The following is a 19,743-nucleotide window of genomic DNA, read 5'->3' as shown; positions in this document are numbered from 1 at the left end:
GAAAGGAGCAAGAGGTGCGTTTCATCTCGAAGGCACTGGCGACGCTGGGGTCGGTCGCCGTGCTGGTCGGTATCGGTGTCTCGCCCGCGCAGGCGGCCACCGACTACAACATCTACGAGAGCAACAGCGACGGCACGCGGCACGCGCGCGCCTGGGGCTCGATCGACTGGCAGAGCAGGAGCAAGTTCAACATCCCCAGGGCACACCTGCGTGACCTGGCCTGCGACAGCCAGCCGGTGTTCTGGTACATCGACGTCGACAACCGCTGGACCGGTACCGAGCGCTTCCACCACGGCGGCTGCAACTCGGAGGCGTCCTGGGACGACGTCGGCGCCAGCGACATCGAGGGCATCCGGCGGATCGTGATCTACGTCTGCCGCGACACGTTCATCCCGGAGTGCGACTCCAAGTTCTTCACCAACCCGAACTTCTGACGTGACCGCGGGGTTTGGCCGCGTCGGCCAAACCCCGCAACCACTCAGACCGCGGAAATGATCGACGAGCCGTAGGCGTCGCGCGTCTTGTCCTTCTCGTCGTGCATCAGGTACAACGCGAAGTTGTCGACGCCGATCTCCTTGAGCTCCTGCAACCGCTCGATGTGCGCGGATTCCGGGCCCACCAGGCAGAAGCGGTCGACGATCGGGTCCGGCACGAAGTCGGTCGACCGGTTGCCCGCCTTGCCGTGGTGGGAGTAGTCGTAGCCCTCGCGGTCCTTGATGTAGTCGGTCAGGGCCTTGGGCACGACACCGGAGTCGCCGTACCGCGCGACGAGGTCCGCCACGTGGTTGCCGACCATGCCGCCGAACCAGCGCAGCTGATCCCGCTGATGGGAGAGATCAGTTCCTACGTAGGCCGGTGCGGCGACGCACATCGTGATGGCTGCTGGGTCACGTCCGGCGGCCACCGCGGCTTCCCGGACCGAGCCGATGGTCCAGCGGGCGATGTCCGGGTCGGCGGTCTGCAGGATGAAGCCGTCGGCCTGTTCGCCGACCATCTTCAGCGCCTTGGGGCCGTAGGCGGCCATCCAGATTTCGAGCTTTCCGTTGCGCACCCACGGGATTTGCACCGCCGTGCCGTGGTGCTGGACTTCACGCCCTTCCGCGAGCTCCTTGATCACGTGCATCGCTTCGCCGAGGGTTGCCAGCGACGCCGGCTTCTGGCCGATCACGCGGCGGGCCGAGTCGCCCCGGCCGATGCCGCAGACCGTGCGGTTGCCGAACATGTCGTTCAGCGTGGCGAAGAGCGATGCCGTCACCGACCAGTCCCTTGTGGACGGATTGGTGACCATGGGGCCGATGACCAGGTCGCGGGTGGCAGCCAGGACCTGGGAGTAGATGACGAACGGCTCCTGCCACAGCACGCAGGAGTCGAACGTCCAGCCGTAGCGGAAGCCGCAGTCCTCGGCGGCGCGGAGGCCTTCCACCACGTCCCGCGCTGGCGGGTCGGTCTGCAGCACGATGCCGAAGTCCACGATGTTCCCTTCCTAGACCAGGTACTGGTTGAGGTCGCGGGACACGAAGCGGCCGTGGCCCGTCGAGCCGTGGTAGGCGCCGTCGGCGATCACCTTGCGGCCGCGGGAGAACACGGTGTCCACGCGGCCGGTGAGGTCGAAGCCCTCGTAGGCCGAGTAGTCCACGGCCATGTGGTGGGTCTCGGCGGAGATCGTCTGCGTCGCCGCCGGGTCGTAGATCACCACGTCCGCGTCGGCACCCGGTGCGATCACGCCCTTGCGCGGGTACATGCCGAACATGCGGGCCGGGGTGGTGGCGGCGATCTCGACCCAGCGTTCGCGGGTGATCTCGCCTTTCACCACGCCCTGGTGCAGCAGGTCGACGCGGTGCTCGACGCCGGGCATGCCGTTGGGGATCTTGGAGAAGTCGCCGACGCCCAGCTGCTTCTGGTCCTTGAAGCAGAACGGGCAGTGGTCGGTGCTGACCACGGACAGGTCATTCGTCCTGAGTCCGCGCCACAGCGACGACTGGTGTTCCTTGGGGCGCAACGGAGGCGAGGCGACGTACTTGGCGCCTTCGAAGCCCGGCCTGGCCAGGTCCTCCAGCGACAGGTACAGGTACTGCGGGCACGTCTCGGCGAACACGTTCTGGCCCGTGTCACGTGCGGCAGTCACCGCGTCAAGCGCTTGCGCGGCCGACATGTGCACGATGTACAACGGAGACCCGGTCACCTTGGCCAGCTGGATCGCGCGCGAGGTGGCCTCGCCCTCCAGCTCCGGCGGCCGGGTCAGGCCGTGCTGCACCGGGTCGCCCAGGCCGTTGGCCAGCGCCTGCGCGACGAGCTGGTCGATCGCGATGCCGTTCTCCGCGTGCATCATGATCGTGGCGCCGGTCTCGCGGGCCTTCTGCATGGCGCGCAGGATCTCGCCGTCCGTGGCGTAGAAGACGCCGGGGTAGGCCATGAACATCTTGAAGCTGTTCACCCCGGCCGCGATGCACGACTCCATCTCCTTGAGCGACTGGTCGTTCACGTCGGAGATGATCATGTGGAAGCCGTAGTCGATGGCGCAGTTGCCGTCGGCCTTGCTGTGCCACTTGTCCAGAGTGGACAGCAGCGAGGAACCCTTGGGTTGCACGGCGAAGTCGACGATCGTTGTGGTGCCGCCCCACGCCGCCGCGGTCGTGCCGGTCTCGAAGGTGTCGGCGGACTGGGTGCCGCCGAACGGCATCTCCATGTGGGTGTGCACGTCGATGCCGCCGGGGATCACGTACTTCCCGGCTGCGTCAATCACTTCGTCGGCCTGGACGTCGAAGCCGGGCGTGACCAGCGCGGCGATGTGCTCGCCGTCGATGAGCACGTCGGCCGCGTGCGAGCCGGTCGCGTTGATGACCAGGCCGTTGCGGATGAGCGTGCTCACGGCGTCACCAGGCCCTCGTAGGTGTCCGGGCGGCGGTCGCGGTAGAACGCCCACGTGTCGCGGACCTCGGTCAGCAGGTCCAGGTCGAGGTCGCGCACCACGAGCTCTTCCTCGGTGTCGGACGCGGCGTCGCCGACCAGCTGGCCACGCGGTGACACGAAGTACGTCTGGCCGTAGAACTCGTTGTCACCCAACGGTTCCACGCCGACGCGGTTGATCGCGCCGACGAAGTACTCGTTCGCGACGGCCGCGGCGGGCTGCTCCAGCCGCCACAGGTACTCGCTCAACGACCGGGACGTGGCCGACGGGTTGAACACGATCTTCGCGCCGGCCAGGCCCAAAGCGCGCCAGCCCTCCGGGAAGTGGCGTTCGTAGCAGATGTAGACGCCGATGCGGCCCACCGCCGTGTCGAACACCGGGTAACCGAGGTTGCCCGGCTTGAAGTAGAACTTCTCCCAGAAGCCCTTGACCTGCGGGATGTGGTTCTTGCGGTACTTGCCGAGGTACGTGCCGTCCGCGTCGATCACGGCGGCGGTGTTGTAGTAGACGCCGGGCTGTTCCACCTCGTACATCGGCACGATCAGCACGATGTTGTTCTGCGCGGCGACTTCCTGCATCAGCTGCGTCGTGGGGCCGTCCGGGATCGACTCGGTGTAGGAGTAGAAGTCCGCGTCCTGCACCTGGCAGAAGTACGGTCCGTAGAAGAGCTCCTGGAGACACAACACCTGCGCGCCCTGGGAAGCGGCGCTGCGGATGTGCTCGACCGCGTTCGCGATCATCGACTCCTTGTCGCCCGTCCACTTCTGCTGGACGAGCGCCGCGCGGATGATGTTGCTCACCTGGTCTTCTCCTTTGCGGTGTTCTCCTTGAGAGCAAGGAAAACCAGGAAACCGGCCACAAAACCGATCACCCAGTTGTAGTCGTAAAGCGGCTTGAGGAACGGAATCAGGCCGTCAGCCGGGAACGGTCCACCGTAGGCGCCACCGACCGCGAGCACCGAGCCCACGAGCGTCGCCGCGACAGCACGCCAGTTCCAGCCGCCGTTGAACCAGTACGCGCCCCTGCCGTCGAGGTAGAGATCGCCGAGCTCGAGCCGGGTCTTCTTGATCACCCAGTACCCTGCGACGAACACACCGGCCACGCTCGCCAGCAGACCGCCGTAGAACCCGAGCCACGCGAAGATGTAGATGCTCGGGTCGGAGATCAACCGCCACGGCTGGATCAGGATGCCGACCACACCGGTGATCAGGCCGCCGATCGCGAACGTGATGCGCTTGGGGAACGCGTTCGAGAAGTCGTAGGAGGGGCTGACGACGTTGGCCGCGAGGTTCGCCGAGATCGTGGCCAGCACCAGCGAGATCAACGCGATGAGCACCAGGATCGTGCTGTCGAACCGGGACGCCAGGTCCGCCGGGTCCCAGATCGCCTCGCCGTACAACGCCTGCGCGCCGGACGTCGTCAGGATCGCGACGATCGCGATGAACGACATGGTGGTCGGCAGGCCCAGGATCTGTCCGGTCACCTGTTTCTTCTGGCTGCCACCGAACCGCGTGAAGTCGGGCATGTTCAGGCTCAGCGTCGACCAGAACGCGATCATGCCCATCAGCGCGGGGAAGAAGACCTTCCAGAAGTCGGGACCCCAGCCGAGCTTGCTGCCGGTGTGCAGGATCGGCCCGAACCCGCCGGCCTTGACGAGCACGTAGCCCAGCAGGATCAGGAACCCGATGCTGACCAGCGGCGCCGTCCAGTTCTCGAACCGCCGGATCGCCTCCATGCCGCGCCAGATGATCAGCATCTGCACGACCCAGAACCCGAAGAAGCACAACCACAACGTCCACGGCTGACCGCCCACTTCGGACGCTTTGACCCAGCCTTCTCCCGCCAGTCGGCCGACGATCACGTGCAGCGCCTTGCCGCCGACCCACGTCTGGATGCCGAACCAGGCACACGCGATGAACGCCCTGAGCAGCGCGACGAGGTTCGCGCCCCGGATGCCGTAGAACGCGCGGGCGAACACGGGGAACGGGATGCCGTACTTCGTGCCGGCGTGGCTGTTGAGCAGCATGGGGACCAGCACGATCAGGTTGCCGAGGGTGATCGTGATGAACGCCTGCACCCAGTCCATGCCCAACGCGATCAGGCTGGCCGCGAGCGTGTAACTGGGGATGTTGTGCGCCATGCCCATCCACAGCGCGAAGAAGTTGTACGTGGTCCAGGTCCGCTGCTCGATCGGCACCGGCGCGAGCTCGGGGTTGTAGAACCTGCTGTCCTCGATGGGACGTACGTCGCTCAGTTCGACTCGGCCATCAGGTGTGACCTGGGGCGGTGAGGACTCGACTGCCATCGTTCAACCCCCTGTTACGCTGCTGAAACACGGCGAACGCGGTCGGTTTCCATCCCGGAATCCTGGGTCCGCCGGTCTGGGTGTGGCAGTGTCAAAGTGTCCACGCTTGTCATGATCGGCGCACATTGTGTTCCATAGTTCTCGTGGCGATCTCGCGGCGAGCGGTCTTGCTGGGTGGCGCCGGCCTGGTCGGGGCAGCCGGGACGTACGGCGCGCTGACGCCGCCCGGCCGTCGGTTCCTCGGCTGGACAGGGCCGGACGGAGTGGTGCCCGACGTGCCACCTGTACCCGTTCAGCCGATGCCTTGGGGCGCGTGGATGGGGTCGGACGGTCCCACCGTGCTCGTGCTGCACGGGCGTGGCGGCAGCGTGTCGCAGTGGCAGGACCTCGGGCTGCCCCAGTTCCTCAACGGCGCGAAGTTCCGATGCGCGGTGCTCAACGGCAGCGACGACTACTGGGTGAACCTCGCCCCGCCCGTGCCGTTCGACGCCGCTCTCGGGTTGTCGATGGGCGGGTTCGGGGTGCTGGACATCGCGTCCCAACGCTCGCTGAAGGCCGTGGCGGCGATCAGCCCGGCGCTGTTCCTGACCTGGGAGGACGCCGAGCGGATCGCCGGGTTCGCGGCGCGTGAGGTGTGGGAGGCGCACGAACCGTTGCGGCACACGGCTGGGATCAAGTCACCGGTCGGCATCTGGTGCGGGCGGGAAGATCCGTTCCACGACGCCGCCCGCGAGCTGGCTGGGGCGGTGGGCGCTCAGGGTTCGTTCGATCATGGTGCGCACGACGCCGGCTACTGGCGGCGCGTGCTGCCGGATGCGTTGCGGTTCATCGGGGATCGGCTGTGAACTCCCGCATGATCCTCTCCAGGTCTGCGGCGGCTTGCCGCGCGTCCTCGACCCTGCCGGCGCGTTCGAAGGCGACGACCAGGTCCTCCAGCGTGTGGCGGATCAGCGGCAGGTCGTGACTCCACCTGATCAGCTGCCAGGCGTCGTAGAGGTTCCGCAGCGCCCGCTCGTCCTCCCCGGCACGCAGGAGGGTGTGCCCCAGCCGGGCCCGCGCGACCGCGACGGTCCGCGTGTCGTCGAGGTTGATCGCCGAGTCGACGGCCAGCTGATCGGTCAGCTTCAGGTCGTCCAGGTGGCCGCGCACGGTCAGGTAGTCGTGCAAGGCCCAGCCGAGCCGGCCGCCCTCGCGGAACTGCCGCACCAGCAGCGCGGGCAGAACCATGGCGACGAGCGTCGGCCGGTGGCGGTCGAACCAGTGCAGCGCTTCGGCCTGCTTCGGAGTGCGCAGTGCGGCGTCCATCTGCACGGCGCGGCCGGTGAAGTGGTTGATCAGCCGCCTCATGGCCTGGTCCCTGGTGTCCTGTTGCTCGTGCTCGCGAACGCAGTCGGCCGCGAACTGACGCACCAGGTCGTGGTAGCGGTCGCCGGGTTCGAGCAGGTGCGCGGTCCGCAGTTCCCGCAACAGCTTGCGCGCTTTGGCCTCCGTGCATTCGGCGAGCTGCGCCGCGCCCTCGACGGTCACCTGGTGGCTCGGGTGCAGCACGGCGAGCCGGAAGAACCGCCGTTGCACCTCGGTGAGCGCCCGGTAGGACAGCTCGAACGCGGCTCGCACCGATCGCGCGTCGCCGTCGTCGAGCAGGTCCAGCTGCACCTCGCGCAGCTCGGTGACCCAGTCGTGGTCCGGGTCGGTCCGACGGAGCGCCGCCGTGATCCGCAACGCCAGTGGGAGCCGCCCGCACAGCTCGGCCAGGTCGGCGTCACCGACGACCGCGGCGGCCTCGTCTTGCGGCAGCACACCGAGTTCGAGGTGGTGGGCGTCGTCGAGGCCGACGAGCTTGTGCCTGCTCGTCACGATCGTGCGGTGCTGGTTGGGCAACAACGGTCGCACGTGCTCGACGGACTTCGCGTTGTCGATCACTACCAGCATCGGCTCGCGCGAGGAGGTGAGACTGCGGAACAACGTCGCACGCGCTGCCTCGGTCTGCGGGATCTCCCGCACGCCCAGCGCGAAGAGGAACTCTTCCAACGCCTGAGCAGGAGTCACCCGGCGGTCGTCGTCGTAGTCGTGGAGGTCGACGAAGAGCTTGCCGCCGGGGAAGCTCCCGTGCTCGGCGTGGCGCAGCACCAGCTCGGTCTTGCCGACGCCCGCCAGCCCCGAGACGACGGTCATCCCGGACGTGGTGGCGAGCTCCGCGAGCTCGGGTTCCCGGCCGGTGAACGACGTGGTGGCCTCGCGCAGACCGTTCAACGCGGTGAGCGGTGGAGCAGCGACGTGGATGGTCCCGACTTGGTGGGCCTGGACCACGTTGCCGTGGTTCACCCCGACCTCGTTGAGGTTCACCGGCGCGATTCTGCCATCGGGACCCGGATGACGGCCGTCCCCGCCTTCCGGTCGTGCCACGTCCGGGTGCCGCGCAGGTCCAGCGACTCCACCGCCGACAGCACGAGCAGCACCAGCCCGCCCACCAGTAGCAACGAGGCGAGCCACCCCGCCGACCCCACCGCGAGGCGCTCGCCGATGACGACCCAGGGATGCTGCCAGCCGAGGCTCGTCATCAGCGCCGGCTCCCGCCAGCCCAGACCGGTCAGCACGAGCACCGCGCCCGCGCCTGGCAGAGCGGTCGTGATGAGCGTGCGGGCCAGCACCCGTCTGTGGCTCAGGCCGGACGCGGGGCCCACGACCCGCAGCCCCGTGAGGGCTTTGCCGAGGGTGTTCCAGCGCAGCAGCAGAGCGTCGTAGAGAACTGCGCTGAGCACCACCAGCACGGGTTCGTGGACCAACGGCCACGCCACGACCAGCACCAGGAGCCAGTCGAGCAGACGGGCGAAGAGCCGACGAACGAGCATGATTCACGCTATTCGGCAGAAGTCCGTCATAAGTGGCCAGTTCATGGCCAGTTAGCGTCCGAATTCGGCCACCCAGCGGTACTCGTCGCGGTGAACGCGGCGGGTGGCGAGACCGTCGGTCGCGAACGCCTTGATCTCCGCAGGCGTCAGCGGCCACGGCGGACCGTCCGGCTCGGGGCCCTCGTCCCGCGCGACGGCGAGCACGAGCAACGTCGAACCGACCAGCGAGGCCACGCGCTCGGTCGCCTCCGCGTGCAGGGAGACGGGGAGTGCCTGCACGGTCATGTTCTCCACGACCAGGTCGAACGCGCGGTGCCACGCGGCGGGCGGGTCGAGGAGGTCGGCGACGACGTAGGAGACCTTCGAGTTCGGGTAGCGCGCCTGGACGGCGGCGATGGCGGTGGGGGAGACGTCGAACGCCGTCACGGCGTAGCCGAGGGACGCGAGGTATTCCGAGTCGCGGCCGTAACCACAGCCCACGACCAGAGCGCTGCGGCCCAGGCCGTCCGGGGCCTGAAGGGTCCACTCGACGAGGTGCTGTTGGGGGTGGGGCTGGTCCCACGGGACGGCGGCCGTGCCGGCTTCGGCCTCCGCGTAGAGATCTTCGAACCACCCGGTCGGGTTGGCGGACTGCAGGCGGCGGGCGTCGTCATCAGCGCTCATGACGACACTTCTACCGAGCCCGCGCCGGGCTCACGTGAGAATTTGCCGTTTCGGCAACGTCAGCGCGCGGCGCGGGCCGCACCGAGGTAGGAAACCAGGCCGTCGTCGGCAGGCCAGCCGATCTGGGTGCTGATCGACGCCTTGTTCTCCTCCCACGAACGTGCCGCCGCGGCCTTGATCTCCGGGTCGTCGTGGTGGAACTGCGCGGCGAGCGAGTCCCACTGCCGCGACAGCTCGACCACGCGCGGGTCATCGGCGGGCGTCCCGTCGGCCATGTGCCGGCGCAGCTGTCGCACCAGTTCCAGCCAGGACGCCTTCAGTTCCTCGACGGCCTCAGGGCCGAGGGCGGCCGCTCGGGAGCGCAGCTCGGACAGCTGGTCGGCGGTGAAGTAGCTCTCGTACACGGACATCAGCTCCAAAGTGGACAGCAGGGACTCGGTGGTGTGCCCGTCGAGCAGCGCGGTGAGCCGCGACCGCAGTGCCTCCACCTGCTGGGCCTGCGCGGTCAGTGCGGCCAGCTGGGCCTCGAAGATCGGCCGCAGCGAGTCCGATCGGGACAGTGCCGCGCGGACCTCCTCCAGCGAAAGACCGAGCTGGCGCAGCGATCTCACCTGATAGAGGCGGCGAACGTCGTCCGGGGTGTACCGACGGTGACCGGATGTCGTGCGTTCGGACGCGCCGACCAGGCCGATCTCGTCGTAGTGGTGGAGCGTCCGGACGGTCAGTCCGGACGCTTTGGCGAGGTCACCGATGCTCCAACGGGTCACCACCCGACCGTAGGACCTCCCGTCGCGTGAGGTTCAAGCCTTGACCACCCGATCGAGCGGATAAATGCGCGAACCAAATGCGCCGATGAAAACGAAGATCGGTCCCCAAACCAGATTGAGGAAAACTGTGTCTCGTTCCGGACTGTTCCGTGCCGCCGCTCTGCTCGCCGCCGGTGCCGCCCCGCTGCTCACCGGTTCGGCCAGCGCCGTGGAGGCGCCGCAGCTGCCGGGTGTTCCCGAGGTCGGCGCGGACAAGCTGATCCACGACGCCACCCAGCACGCGACCCCGCTCGACTCGGTCGGTGGCGTCAACCTCGGCCAGATCAAGGCGCCGGTGGCCGGCGACGTCGAGGCTCCCGAGGCCCCGGAGGTCCACGCCCCGCACGAGCGCACCGTGCCGAACCCGGTCGCGCCCGAGCTCGGCACCCTGCCGGCGCTGCCGAACGTCGAGGGCCTGGCCGACAGCGCGAAGATCGCGGGCCTGCAGGCCCCGAGCCTGTCCGACCTGCCGACCAACGGCGTCGTGCCGAACCCCACCGTGCTGTCGGGCACCTTCCCGACGATCAACGGCTGAGTCGCACGCTGAAAATGGGCCCGTGCACGTGTTCACGGGCCCATTTCGTGCACTAAGAGTGCGACGTACAGCGAAAGCACGGACTCCGGGTCTTCCAGGGACACGCCCAGGACCTGCTCGATGCGCGCCAACTGCTGGTAGTAGGCCGTACGAGAGAGATGCGCGGCCGTAGCAGCCGCCGACTTGTTGCCGCCGTTCTCGCACAGGCACCGCAGCAGCTCCACGAGCCGTGAGCCCTGAGCGGAGTCACGCGCCAGCAACGGCCCCAGTTCGCGGTCCGCGAACGCCCGCACGCGCTCGTCCTCGCGCAGCAGGTGCAGCAGCCCGCGCAGCCGCACGTCGTCCAACCGGTGGTAGAGCTGGGATCCCGGCGCCCGCAACGCCGCACCGGCCACGTGCGCGGCCTCGCCCAACGACCGGCGAACGTCCGATGTGGACGTCACAGTCGTGCCCACGGCGATCACCACGGTCGATGCCGCCGTGCGGTGGATCTCGCGCGCGACCTTGCGCAGCACCCCTTCCACGCCAACGGTCATGGGCACGGACAGCAGCGCACGCACCGACGTGTCGTCCACGACGCCGACCAGTGCCGCCACTGTCACCCGTCGGCCGGCCAACGCCGTGGCTTCCGCGAGGTCACGCAGAACTTCTTGTGTGGCCAGCGTTTGCGCGTGCAGCACGGACACCGGTCGGATCGCGACGCCGATCAGCTGCCGCCGTTCCAACGGCACTCCGAGCGCCGCCGCCCGCGCGCCCAGGTCAGGCGACTGCGGTGACTGGCCGAGCAGCTGAGCCAGCAGCGTCCGATGTGTCTGCCGTTCCAACGACTCCCGGTCGCGCGCCACGAGCCGGTGCACGGCCAACGCGGAAGCAGCCCGCTCAGCCACCACGATGTGCCGGTGCGGAGGCGGCTCCGGGGACACGAGCACCAGCCGTCCCCAGTCCGCGCCACGCGCCCCGACGATCGTGATCAACCAGCCGGAAGAGGCGTGATAGGCGGTCCGCTCGGTCACCGTGACCGCCCGCGAGCGTGCAGCCCAGTCGTCGAGCAACAAGACCGGGTCGTGCCCGGCCGCGTCGTAGGCCAGCACGTCGTGGCCCAGCGTCTCCAAAACGACTGGTAGCCCGGACGTCCGCGCCACCTCGCGCAGCACCTCGGCCGGTTCGGCCCCGGCCACCGTCAGCGCGGTGAAGGTCTCGTGCACCTGCTCCGCGGCCCGCAGCTCCGCCAGCTGGGCGTCCACGATCAGGCCGACGACCGCCTCGGTGACGGCCACGTACTTCGTCTCCTCGGACAGTGTGACCAGCGGTAACCCGTGCCGTTCCGCCGCGGTGACCAGCGCGGCCGGCACGTCGTCGCGCCACCGCCGGCCCAGCTCGACGACCAGTCCGGCGCACCCGACCGCGGCCAGCTCCTCGACGTACCGGGCGAGACCGGACTCGGGCAGCATCACGCCCGTCGTGAGCACCAGCTCGCCGCCGCGCAGCAACGGCGCGATGTCTGCGATCTCCGCCACATGCACCCAGCGGACGCGCTTCGAGAGCCCGGCCGACCCGGCCACCAAACGCGGCTTACCCTGCCGGATCACCGGGAGAGCGACGACTTCGGCGACGGTCGGGTACATGGACACAACGTAATGCCAACCAGCCGATCCAGGTACAGGTTGTGCATGGCGGCGGACCGGGCCCGCCAGCAGACTCCGAGGACAGGAGTTAACCCCTGGAGGACGAGATGGCCCACAAGGAGTTGCTGGCACGACACCGCGCGGTGATGCCGAAGTGGCTGGCCCTCTACTACGACGAGCCCATCGAGATCGCCAGCGCCAGCGGACGCCGGGTGACCGACCGCGAGGGCACGACCTACCTGGACTTCTTCGCGGGGATCCTGACCAACGCCATCGGCTACGACGTCGCCGAGATCAGCGATGCCATTCGCGCACAGCTCGACACCGGCGTCCTGCACAGCTCGACGCTGTACTTGATCAAGAACCAGATCGAGCTCGCCGAGAAGGTCGCCGAGCTGTCCGGCATCCCGGACGCCAAGGTCTTCTTCACGAACTCGGGCACTGAAGCGAACGAGACCGCGCTGATGCTCGCCACCACGGCCCGCCGGAGCGAGCAGGTCCTGGCCCTGCGCAACAGCTACCACGGCCGTGCGTTCGCCACGATCGCCATCACGGGCAACCGCGGCTGGTCCGCCTCCGCGCTGTCGCCGATCAAGGTCAGCTGGGTGCACGGCGGCTACCGCTACCGCAGCCCGTTCCGCGCGATGGACGACAAGGACTACATCAGGGCCTGCGTCGACGACCTGCGCGAGATCATCGAGACCACGACGTCCGGTGACGTCGCCTGCATGATCGCCGAGCCGATCCAGGGCGTCGGCGGCTTCACGTCTCCGCCGGACGGCCTGTTCCGGGCGTTCAAGGACGTCCTGGACGAGTACGGGATCCTCTTCATCTCCGACGAGGTGCAGACCGGCTGGGGGCGCACCGGCGAGCACTTCTGGGGCATCCAGGCGCACGACGTGGTGCCGGACGCGATGACGTTCGCCAAGGGCCTCGGCAACGGCCTCGCGATCGGCGGCGTGGTGGCGCGCGGCGACCTGATGGACGCGATCAACGCCAACTCGATCTCGACGTTCGGCGGCAACCCGGTCTCCACGGCCGGCGCGCTCGCCACGGTGAACTACCTGCTCGACCACGACCTGCAGGCCAACGCGGCCAAGCTCGGGTCGCGCCTGCTCGGGGGCTTGCGCGAACTGGCGGAGAAGCACCCGGTGATCGGGGACGTGCGCGGCAAGGGCCTGATGGTCGGCGTCGAGTTCGTCGGGCCGGAGGGCGAGCCGAACCCCGGCGCCGCGAGCACGGTGCTGGCCGAGGCGAAGGCACGCGGGCTGCTGGTCGGCAAGGGCGGCCTGTACGGGAACGTGATCCGGCTGGCGCCACCCATGACGCTCACTGAAGACGAACTCGAAGAAGCACTCGGCATTCTGGCGCAGGCGGTGGAGCGGGCGTGATCAAGCACTGGATCAACGGCAAGCACTGGGACGGCGCGCCTTCAAGGGCTGGCGACGTCTACGACCCGTCGACCGGCAAGGTGGCGAACCAGGTCGCGTTCGCGTCGGTGTCCGAAGTGGACGCTGCGGTGTCGTCGGCCGCGGAAGCGTTTGCGTCGTGGCGCAACGCATCGCTGGCGCAGCGCTCGACGGTGATGTTCAAGTTCCGCGAGCTGCTCAACGAGCGCAAGGGCGAGCTCGCGCAGATCGTCTCGGCCGAGCACGGCAAGGTCGTGTCGGACGCGGGCGGCGAGATCCAGCGGGCCCTGGAGTCGGTCGAGTACGCGTGCGGGATCCCGCAGCTGCTCAAGGGCGGCTTCAGCGAGAACGCCTCGACGCGCGTGGACGTCTACTCGATCCAGCAGCCGGTGGGCGTGGTCGGCGTGATCTCGCCGTTCAACTTCCCCGCCATGGTGCCGCTGTGGTTCGTGCCGACGGCGATCGCCTGCGGCAACACCGTGGTGCTGAAGCCGTCGGAGAAGGACCCGTCCGCGTCGATCTTCCTCGCCGAGCTGTTCGCGGAGGCCGGGCTGCCGGACGGCGTGCTGAACGTCGTGCACGGCGACAAGGTGGCCGTGGACCGGCTGCTCGAACACCCGACGGTGAAGGCGATCTCGTTCGTCGGCTCGACGCCGATCGCGCGGTACGTCTACGAGACCGGGACCTCGCACGGCAAGCGCGTGCAGGCTCTCGGCGGCGCCAAGAACCACATGGTGGTGCTGCCCGACGCCGATCTGGACCTGGCCGCGGACGCCGCGGTGTCCGCCGGGTTCGGCTCGGCGGGGGAGCGGTGCATGGCGATCTCCGTGGTCGTGGCCGTGGGTCCGGTCGGCGACGAGCTGGTCTCCAAGATCAAGTCGCGGATCGCCGATGTGAAGGTCGGATCCGGGCCGTCGTGCGAGATGGGGCCGCTGGTCACCGGCGTGCACCGGGACAAGGTCACGTCCTATTTGGACGCCGGGGTGTCCGAGGGCGCAGCGCTGGTCGTGGACGGGCGGGACCATCCGATCGATGGTGCCGCTGACGGATTCTGGCTCGGGCCGACGCTTTTCGACCACGTCGGCACAGACATGACGATCTACACCGACGAGATCTTCGGGCCGGTGCTGTCCGTGGTGCGCGCCTCGAGCTACGACGAGGCCGTCGAGATGGTCAACAACAACCGGTACGGCAACGGCACCGCCATCTTCACCAACGACGGAGGCGCCGCGCGCCGGTTCCAGAACGAGATCGAGGTCGGCATGGTCGGCGTGAACGTGCCGATCCCCGTGCCGGTCGCCTACTACTCGTTCGGTGGCTGGAAGGAGTCGCTGTTCGGTGACGCGCACGCGTACGGGCCGCACGGCGTGCACTTCTTCACGCGCTCGAAGGTGATCACCTCCCGCTGGCTCGACCCGTCGCACGGCGGGGTCAACCTCGGGTTCCCGCAGAACACCTAGTCAAGAGACAAGGAGTTGTACTGACAGTAGCTAAAGTGGACCTTTGTTAGGCCATTCGGGGTACCTGAGGTAACGGTACGTAACAGCCTTGTGAGTGGCGCCGATCACATGTCATCGCTGCCGCTGCACTTGGAGGAAACGCCGTGATCCGCCTGTCTCGAAGATTCTTGATCGCTCTGCTGGTCGGCGCGTTCGCCCTGCTGGGGTCGAGCACCGCGTCGGCCGCGTCGGTGACGCCGACGCTGATCGCCGGCAACCCGTCCTGCGAGGGCGGGTTGAAGATCGACCCCGTGGTCAGCGGAACGTACGGAGCCGTGACCATCGTGGTGACCGGCAAGACGTTCAGCTTCTCCACCGCCAACGGTGAGCTGGTCTCCGACGTGATCGTCAAGGGTGGCCCGAACGCCAACTGGTACCACTACGACCCGCCGGTCATCTCGGACACCGGTCTGGTCGCGCCGACGAACAAGACCGGTGGCTTGTACGGCCTGAGCCACCTGTGCTTCTCGGTCGACGACAAGAAGATCCCCGACCCCAAGTAGACGGTCCTCACCGCCGGGCAAACCCCTGCCCGGCGGCTCTTCTCGTTCCCCGGAGGTGTCGCGGTGTTCGGTCGTGCTCGGCTGACCCTGCTCATCACGGTTCTGTCGGCGGCCCTGATCCCCAACGCAGCGCTGGCCGCCGAGCCCGTCACGCCGGACCTCGGCATGGCACCCATCACCGACCTGACTCTCGCGATCACCGCGACCGGCCAGAAGCAGCTCCGCTTCTCGGCCACGATCGTCAACGTCGGCAAGGGGCCGTTCGAGCTCGCGGCGACCCGTTCGTCCACGACGTCGGACTTCGCGGTCTCCCAGCTGGTGACGCAGTCCGACGGCTCGCGCACCCAGACGTCCATGCCCTCGTCGCTCGTGTTCGGCGGCGACGGCCACAGTCACTGGCACGTGCGGGACCTCGAGACCTACGAGCTGCGCCGCCTCGACAACGGTGTGAAGGTCGGCACCAGCTCCAAGGGCGGGTTCTGCTTCTTCGACACCACCGCCTACCGCCTCTCCCTGCCGGGCGCGCCCCAGCAGAGCGTGTACTCGTCCGCGGGTTGCGGCGGGCACGACGCGCTGAGCGTCACCATGGGGCTGTCGGTGGGCTGGGGTGACCGGTACCCGTGGTCGTTGCCCGACCAGTTCATCGACATCACGGCGCTGTCCAACGGGCAGTACCGGCTGATCGCCACGGCTGATCCCAAGGGGACGTTCGTGGAAAGCAACCGCGGCAACAACTCCACGTGGGTCGACATCGCGTTGACGAGCCGCAAGAACGGCACGTCGGTGAAGATCCTCGGCTACGGTCCGGCCGCCTGACAGAATGGTTCGGTGAGCACTCGCCGCTCGTACGACCGCGTGGCCGCGCGCTACGCGTCCGAACTGAGCGGCGAGCTCGCCGGGAAACCGCTGGACCGCGCGCTGCTCGACGTCGTCGCGGAGCTCGCGGACGGCCTGGTGCTCGACGTCGGCTGCGGGCCGGGCCACGTGGCGGCCTACCTGGCCGCGCGCGTGCCGGTGGCCGGCGTCGACCTGTCGCCGCGGATGTGCGCGCAGGCCGCGGTTCCGGTGTGCGCCGGCGACATGACGTCGCTGCCGTTCCGCTCGTGTTCGGTTTCGGCGCTCGTGTGCCTGTACGCGGTGATCCACCTGGACGCGCTGGAACGGGCGGCCGCCTACGCGGAGTTCGCGCGCGTGCTGCGGCCGGGTGGGCACGCGTTGGTGGCGTTCCACGTGCGGGACGCGGAAACCTCGGCAGGGCAAGAGAAAACGTTGACGCAGTGGTGGGGGAACGACGTGGAGCTGACGTTCCGGTTCCTCGATCCGGACGTCGAGACGCTGGCGTTGGCGGAGGCGGGCCTCACGGTGACGGCCCGCCTCGACCGCGCTCCGGACGCACGTGTCGAGCACGCGAGTGACCGGACCTACTTGCTCGCGCGTGCGGCCAACGCCTCCGGCAACGGGTCGTAGCGCGAGAAGCGGCGGGTGAACGTGCCTGTGCCCGACGTCATCGCGCGCAGCTCGATCGCGTACCGCAGCAGCTCGCTGGACGGCACCTCGGCCCGGATCACCGTGCGCCCGCCCTCGTCGGCCTCGGTCCCGAGCACCCGCCCGCGCCGTCCGGACAGGTCGCCCAGCACCGTGCCCAGATGCTCGTCGGGCAGGCGGATCGCGACCTCGTCCATGGGCTCCAGCAACGTGGTGCGGCCGATGGCTGCGGCTTCCTTCAGCGCCAGGGCTCCTGCGGTCTGGAAGGCGGCGTCCGAGGAGTCGACCGAGTGCGCCTTGCCGTCGACCAGCGTCACGCGGACGTCGACCACCGGCGTGTGGTCGTGCAGGCCCTTTTCCAGCTGTGCCCGCACGCCCTTCTCGACGGACGGGATGAACTGGTTGGGGATCGCGCCGCCGACGATCTTGTCCACGAACTCGAAGCCGGAGCCGCGGGGGAGAGGCTCCACGACGATGTCGCACACCGCGTACTGGCCGTGACCTCCAGATTGCTTGACGTGCCGGCCGTGGCCCTTTGCCTGGGAGGCAAAGGTTTCCCGCAGTGCCACGCGCACCGGTTCGGTGTCGATCTCGGCACCGCCGGCCCGCAGCCTGGCCAGCACGACGTCCGCGTGCGCCTCGCCCATGCACCACAGGACCATCTGGTGGGTCTCGGCGTTGCGGTCCAGGCGCAGCGTCGGGTCGCTCGCCACCAGGCGGTTGAGGTTGCGGGCCAGGTTGTCCTCGTCGCTGCGGGTGCGGGGGACCACGGCCACCGGGAGCAGTGGCTCCGGCATGTCCCAGGGTGCCATGAGCAGCGGTTTTTCCGGGGCGGACACGGTGTCGCCGGTTTCCGCGGTGGTGAGCTTGGTCAGCGCGCAGAGGTCGCCGGCCACGCAGTAGGGGACTTCGCGCAGGGTGGCGCCCAGCGGGGAGTAGATGTGGGCCACGCGCTCGTCGGCGTCGTGGTCCTCGTGGCCGCGGTCGGCCATGCCGTGGCCCGAGACGTGCACCGGGCGTTCCGGGCGGAGCGTGCCGGAGAAGACGCGGACCAACGACACGCGGCCCACGTACGAGTCGACGGCGGTGCGCACCACCTCGGCCACCAGCGGGCCGTTCGGGTCTGGCGCCATGCGGGGCTGGGGGATGCCGTCCACGGAGGTCACGGACGGCAGCTCGTGCTCCAGCGGGGACGGGAAGGCGCGCGCGATGCCGTCCAGGAGCTCGGTCAGGCCCATGCCGGTCGCGGCGCACACGGGCATCACCGGGTGGAAGGAGCCGCGTGCGACAGCGGTCTCCAGGTCGGTGATGAGGGTGTCCTGGTCGATCTCCTCGCCCGCCAGGTAGCGGTCCATGAGGGTCTCGTCCTCGCTCTCGGCGATGATGCCCTCGATCAGCGCGGCGCGTTCGTCCGGGTAGTTGTCGCCCTGGGTGAGCAGGCCGACCAGTTGGTCGCCTTCCTGCATGTAGAGGGGGACCACGCCGGCGCCGAACGCTGCCTGGCACTCGATGATCTCGTTGCCGACGTTGGCCCGGTGGTGGTCGGTGCGGGTGATCACGACGGCGCGGGGCATGCCGACGACTGAGCACTCCTCCCACAGGGCGATGGTGGCGGCGTCCACGCCCTCAAAGGCGTTCACAACAAAAAGGGCCGCGTCGGCGGCCCGTAGTCCTGCCCTCAACTCGCCCACGAAGTCGACGTAGCCGGGGGTGTCGATGAGGTTGATTTTGATGTCGCCGTGCTGGATCGGGGCTACCGCGAGGCCTACCGATCGTTGTTGTCGGACCGCGGCCGGATCGTGGTCGCAGACCGTCGTGCCCTCGGTCACCGAGCCTGCTCGGGTCAGTACGCCGGTGGCGGCCAGCAGGGCCTCGGTGAGCGTCGTCTTGCCCGCGCCCGACGGGCCCACGAGCACGACGTTGCGGACCTTGGCCGGGTCGTCCACAGCGACCGCGCCTGCCGGTGTCCCGTTGTCGGAGTGCTTGCTTCCCATGGCTACCTCCGTCAAGTCGTAGTGTTCGATCTCACACCCGTTCACCTCCCGGTACAAGTGGGAGACCCCGACTGGACGCCTACCTGTTCGTGAGCGGGTCTTCCGGCTGAGTGAGTGGCACGGGTCACGACCTGCGGTTGATCGCGAAGTGGCCTTCTGGTTCCGGGCTCCAGTGGCTTGGGTGAGGTGGCCACGTCAGACGTAGGATGAGTTCACCCGGAAAACTTCCCCTCGTGAAAGGTTGGCCCGTGAGCACTGATCAGGTCACTGGCACCGCCCGCGTCAAGCGCGGCATGGCCGAGATGCTCAAGGGTGGCGTGATCATGGACGTGGTCGACGCCACTCAGGCGAAGATCGCGGAGGACGCCGGCGCCGTCGCCGTCATGGCGCTCGAGCGCGTGCCCGCCGACATCCGCGCGCAGGGCGGCGTCGCCCGCATGAGCGATCCCGACCTGATCGACGGGATCATCAACGCCGTCTCGATCCCCGTGATGGCCAAGGCCCGCATCGGCCACTTCGTCGAGGCCCAGGTCCTCGCGTCGCTGGGCGTCGACTACATCGACGAGTCCGAGGTGCTGACCCCGGCCGACTACGCCAACCACATCGACAAGTGGGCCTTCACCGTCCCCTTCGTGTGCGGTGCGACGAACCTCGGAGAGGCCCTGCGCCGCATCACCGAGGGCGCGGCCATGATCCGCTCCAAGGGCGAGGCCGGCACCGGTGACGTCTCCAACGCCACCACGCACATGCGCAAGATCCGCCAGGAGATCCGCCGCCTGCAGAACCTCCCCGAGGACGAGCTGTACGTGGCCGCCAAGGAGCTCCAGGCGCCGTACGAGCTCGTGCGCGAGGTCGCGCAGAACGGCAAGCTCCCCGTCGTGCTGTTCACCGCGGGCGGCATCGCCACTCCGGCCGACGCCGCGATGATGATGCAGCTCGGCGCCGAGGGCGTGTTCGTCGGTTCCGGCATCTTCAAGTCCGGCAACCCGGCCCAGCGCGCCGAGGCCATCGTGAAGGCCACGACCTTCCACGACGACCCGGACGTCATCGCCAAGGTCTCGCGCGGGCTGGGTGAGGCCATGGTCGGCATCAACGTCGAGGACGTGCCGGAGCCGCACCGGCTGGCCGAGCGCGGCTGGTAAGAACTTCTGAGTTGGCT

19 protein-coding genes are annotated in these 19,743 nt (G+C 68.6%); 9 read left to right on the top strand and 10 right to left on the bottom strand.

Features of this window, described 5'->3' with window-relative positions:
* The first annotated feature begins 14 nt into the window (after window positions 1-14).
* The gene (locus tag DI276_RS09930; RefSeq protein WP_112262978.1) at window positions 15-434 is read left to right on the top strand and encodes a hypothetical protein; all 420 of its coding nucleotides are present in this window, start codon (window positions 15-17) and stop codon (window positions 432-434) included.
* Window positions 435-478: 44 nt separating this feature from the next.
* Here the strand turns inward: DI276_RS09930 and DI276_RS09925 are convergent, their stop codons facing one another.
* Genes DI276_RS09925 through DI276_RS09910 form a run of 4 tightly spaced genes read right to left on the bottom strand, consistent with a single transcriptional unit; the run spans window position 479 to window position 5,213 of the window.
* Complete coding sequence (locus DI276_RS09925) at window positions 479-1,471, bottom strand: TIGR03842 family LLM class F420-dependent oxidoreductase (RefSeq protein WP_112262977.1); 993 nt, start codon at window positions 1,469-1,471, stop codon at window positions 479-481.
* A 12-nt stretch (window positions 1,472-1,483) separates the two neighbouring features.
* Window positions 1,484-2,869, bottom strand: coding sequence for a dihydropyrimidinase (gene hydA / locus DI276_RS09920; RefSeq protein WP_112262976.1), 1,386 nt, complete (start codon window positions 2,867-2,869; stop codon window positions 1,484-1,486).
* Window positions 2,866-3,708, bottom strand: a complete 843-nt coding sequence (locus DI276_RS09915; protein ID WP_112262975.1) for a nitrilase-related carbon-nitrogen hydrolase — start codon at window positions 3,706-3,708, stop codon at window positions 2,866-2,868. The genes hydA and DI276_RS09915 overlap by 4 nt, the downstream gene beginning before the upstream one ends.
* Window positions 3,705-5,213, bottom strand: coding sequence for an NCS1 family nucleobase:cation symporter-1 (locus DI276_RS09910; protein WP_112262974.1), 1,509 nt, complete (start codon window positions 5,211-5,213; stop codon window positions 3,705-3,707). Before DI276_RS09910 ends, DI276_RS09915 begins: the two co-directional genes overlap by 4 nt.
* A 143-nt stretch (window positions 5,214-5,356) precedes the next feature.
* On the opposite strand from DI276_RS09910, the gene DI276_RS09905 reads away from it, so the two are divergent.
* The gene (locus tag DI276_RS09905) at window positions 5,357-6,058 is read left to right on the top strand and encodes a hypothetical protein (protein WP_112262973.1); all 702 of its coding nucleotides are present in this window, start codon (window positions 5,357-5,359) and stop codon (window positions 6,056-6,058) included.
* Here the strand turns inward: DI276_RS09905 and DI276_RS09900 are convergent.
* From DI276_RS09900 to DI276_RS09885, 4 genes are read right to left on the bottom strand one after another with little or no spacing between them, the layout of a single operon-like run.
* On the bottom strand, window positions 6,039-7,559 hold the full coding sequence (locus DI276_RS09900) for a hypothetical protein (protein ID WP_112262972.1): 1,521 nt from the start codon (window positions 7,557-7,559) through the stop codon (window positions 6,039-6,041). The genes DI276_RS09905 and DI276_RS09900 overlap by 20 nt on opposite strands.
* The gene (locus DI276_RS09895; RefSeq protein ID WP_112262971.1) at window positions 7,556-8,065 is read right to left on the bottom strand and encodes a hypothetical protein; all 510 of its coding nucleotides are present in this window, start codon (window positions 8,063-8,065) and stop codon (window positions 7,556-7,558) included. The genes DI276_RS09900 and DI276_RS09895 overlap by 4 nt, the downstream gene beginning before the upstream one ends.
* 51 nt (window positions 8,066-8,116) lie before the next feature.
* Window positions 8,117-8,728 (bottom strand): class I SAM-dependent methyltransferase, encoded by a 612-nt coding sequence (locus tag DI276_RS09890; protein WP_112262970.1) that lies wholly within the window; start codon window positions 8,726-8,728, stop codon window positions 8,117-8,119.
* Between the two features lie 59 nt (window positions 8,729-8,787).
* A complete protein-coding gene (locus DI276_RS09885) occupies window positions 8,788-9,495 on the bottom strand; it encodes a MerR family transcriptional regulator (protein ID WP_198680542.1) in 708 nt (235 codons plus the stop codon).
* A gap of 127 nt (window positions 9,496-9,622) precedes the next feature.
* On the opposite strand from DI276_RS09885, the gene DI276_RS09880 reads away from it, so the two are divergent.
* Complete coding sequence (locus DI276_RS09880) at window positions 9,623-10,069, top strand: hypothetical protein (RefSeq protein WP_112262968.1); 447 nt, start codon at window positions 9,623-9,625, stop codon at window positions 10,067-10,069.
* Between the two features lie 32 nt (window positions 10,070-10,101).
* Here DI276_RS09880 and DI276_RS09875 read toward each other — a convergent pair whose 3' ends face one another.
* A complete protein-coding gene (locus DI276_RS09875; protein WP_112262967.1) occupies window positions 10,102-11,694 on the bottom strand; it encodes a PucR family transcriptional regulator in 1,593 nt (530 codons plus the stop codon).
* A gap of 107 nt (window positions 11,695-11,801) precedes the next feature.
* Here DI276_RS09875 and DI276_RS09870 point away from each other — a divergent pair, with 107 nt between their 5' ends.
* The 5 genes from DI276_RS09870 (at window position 11,802) to DI276_RS09850 (ending at window position 16,572) form a co-directional block, all read left to right on the top strand.
* Window positions 11,802-13,085 carry an aspartate aminotransferase family protein gene (locus DI276_RS09870; protein WP_112262966.1) on the top strand — a complete coding sequence of 428 codons (1,284 nt, stop codon included), beginning with the start codon at window positions 11,802-11,804 and terminating at the stop codon, window positions 13,083-13,085.
* Entirely contained in the window at window positions 13,082-14,563 is a 1,482-nt protein-coding gene (locus DI276_RS09865) for a CoA-acylating methylmalonate-semialdehyde dehydrogenase (RefSeq protein ID WP_112262965.1), read from the top strand. Before DI276_RS09870 ends, DI276_RS09865 begins: the two co-directional genes overlap by 4 nt.
* A gap of 143 nt (window positions 14,564-14,706) precedes the next feature.
* Window positions 14,707-15,105, top strand: a complete 399-nt coding sequence (locus DI276_RS09860) for a hypothetical protein (RefSeq protein WP_157984609.1) — start codon at window positions 14,707-14,709, stop codon at window positions 15,103-15,105.
* Window positions 15,106-15,168: 63 nt separating this feature from the next.
* The gene (locus tag DI276_RS09855) at window positions 15,169-15,921 is read left to right on the top strand and encodes a lysyl oxidase family protein (RefSeq protein WP_232836555.1); all 753 of its coding nucleotides are present in this window, start codon (window positions 15,169-15,171) and stop codon (window positions 15,919-15,921) included.
* A gap of 12 nt (window positions 15,922-15,933) precedes the next feature.
* The gene (locus tag DI276_RS09850) at window positions 15,934-16,572 is read left to right on the top strand and encodes a class I SAM-dependent methyltransferase (protein WP_112262963.1); all 639 of its coding nucleotides are present in this window, start codon (window positions 15,934-15,936) and stop codon (window positions 16,570-16,572) included.
* On the opposite strand, the gene DI276_RS09845 is transcribed toward DI276_RS09850, so the two are convergent.
* Window positions 16,527-18,584, bottom strand: a complete 2,058-nt coding sequence (locus DI276_RS09845) for an elongation factor G-like protein EF-G2 (RefSeq protein ID WP_112263338.1) — start codon at window positions 18,582-18,584, stop codon at window positions 16,527-16,529. The genes DI276_RS09850 and DI276_RS09845 overlap by 46 nt on opposite strands.
* A gap of 248 nt (window positions 18,585-18,832) precedes the next feature.
* Here DI276_RS09845 and pdxS point away from each other — a divergent pair, with 248 nt between their 5' ends.
* Entirely contained in the window at window positions 18,833-19,726 is an 894-nt protein-coding gene (gene pdxS, locus DI276_RS09840) for a pyridoxal 5'-phosphate synthase lyase subunit PdxS (RefSeq protein WP_269814245.1), read from the top strand.
* Window positions 19,727-19,743: the final 17 nt, after the last annotated feature.

It is taken from the genome of Lentzea terrae (assembly GCF_003265345.1).
Lineage (GTDB): Bacteria > Actinomycetota > Actinomycetes > Mycobacteriales > Pseudonocardiaceae > Lentzea > Lentzea terrae.
Note: the sequence above shows the minus strand (reverse complement) of the source record. Positions and strands in the feature narration are given on the sequence as shown.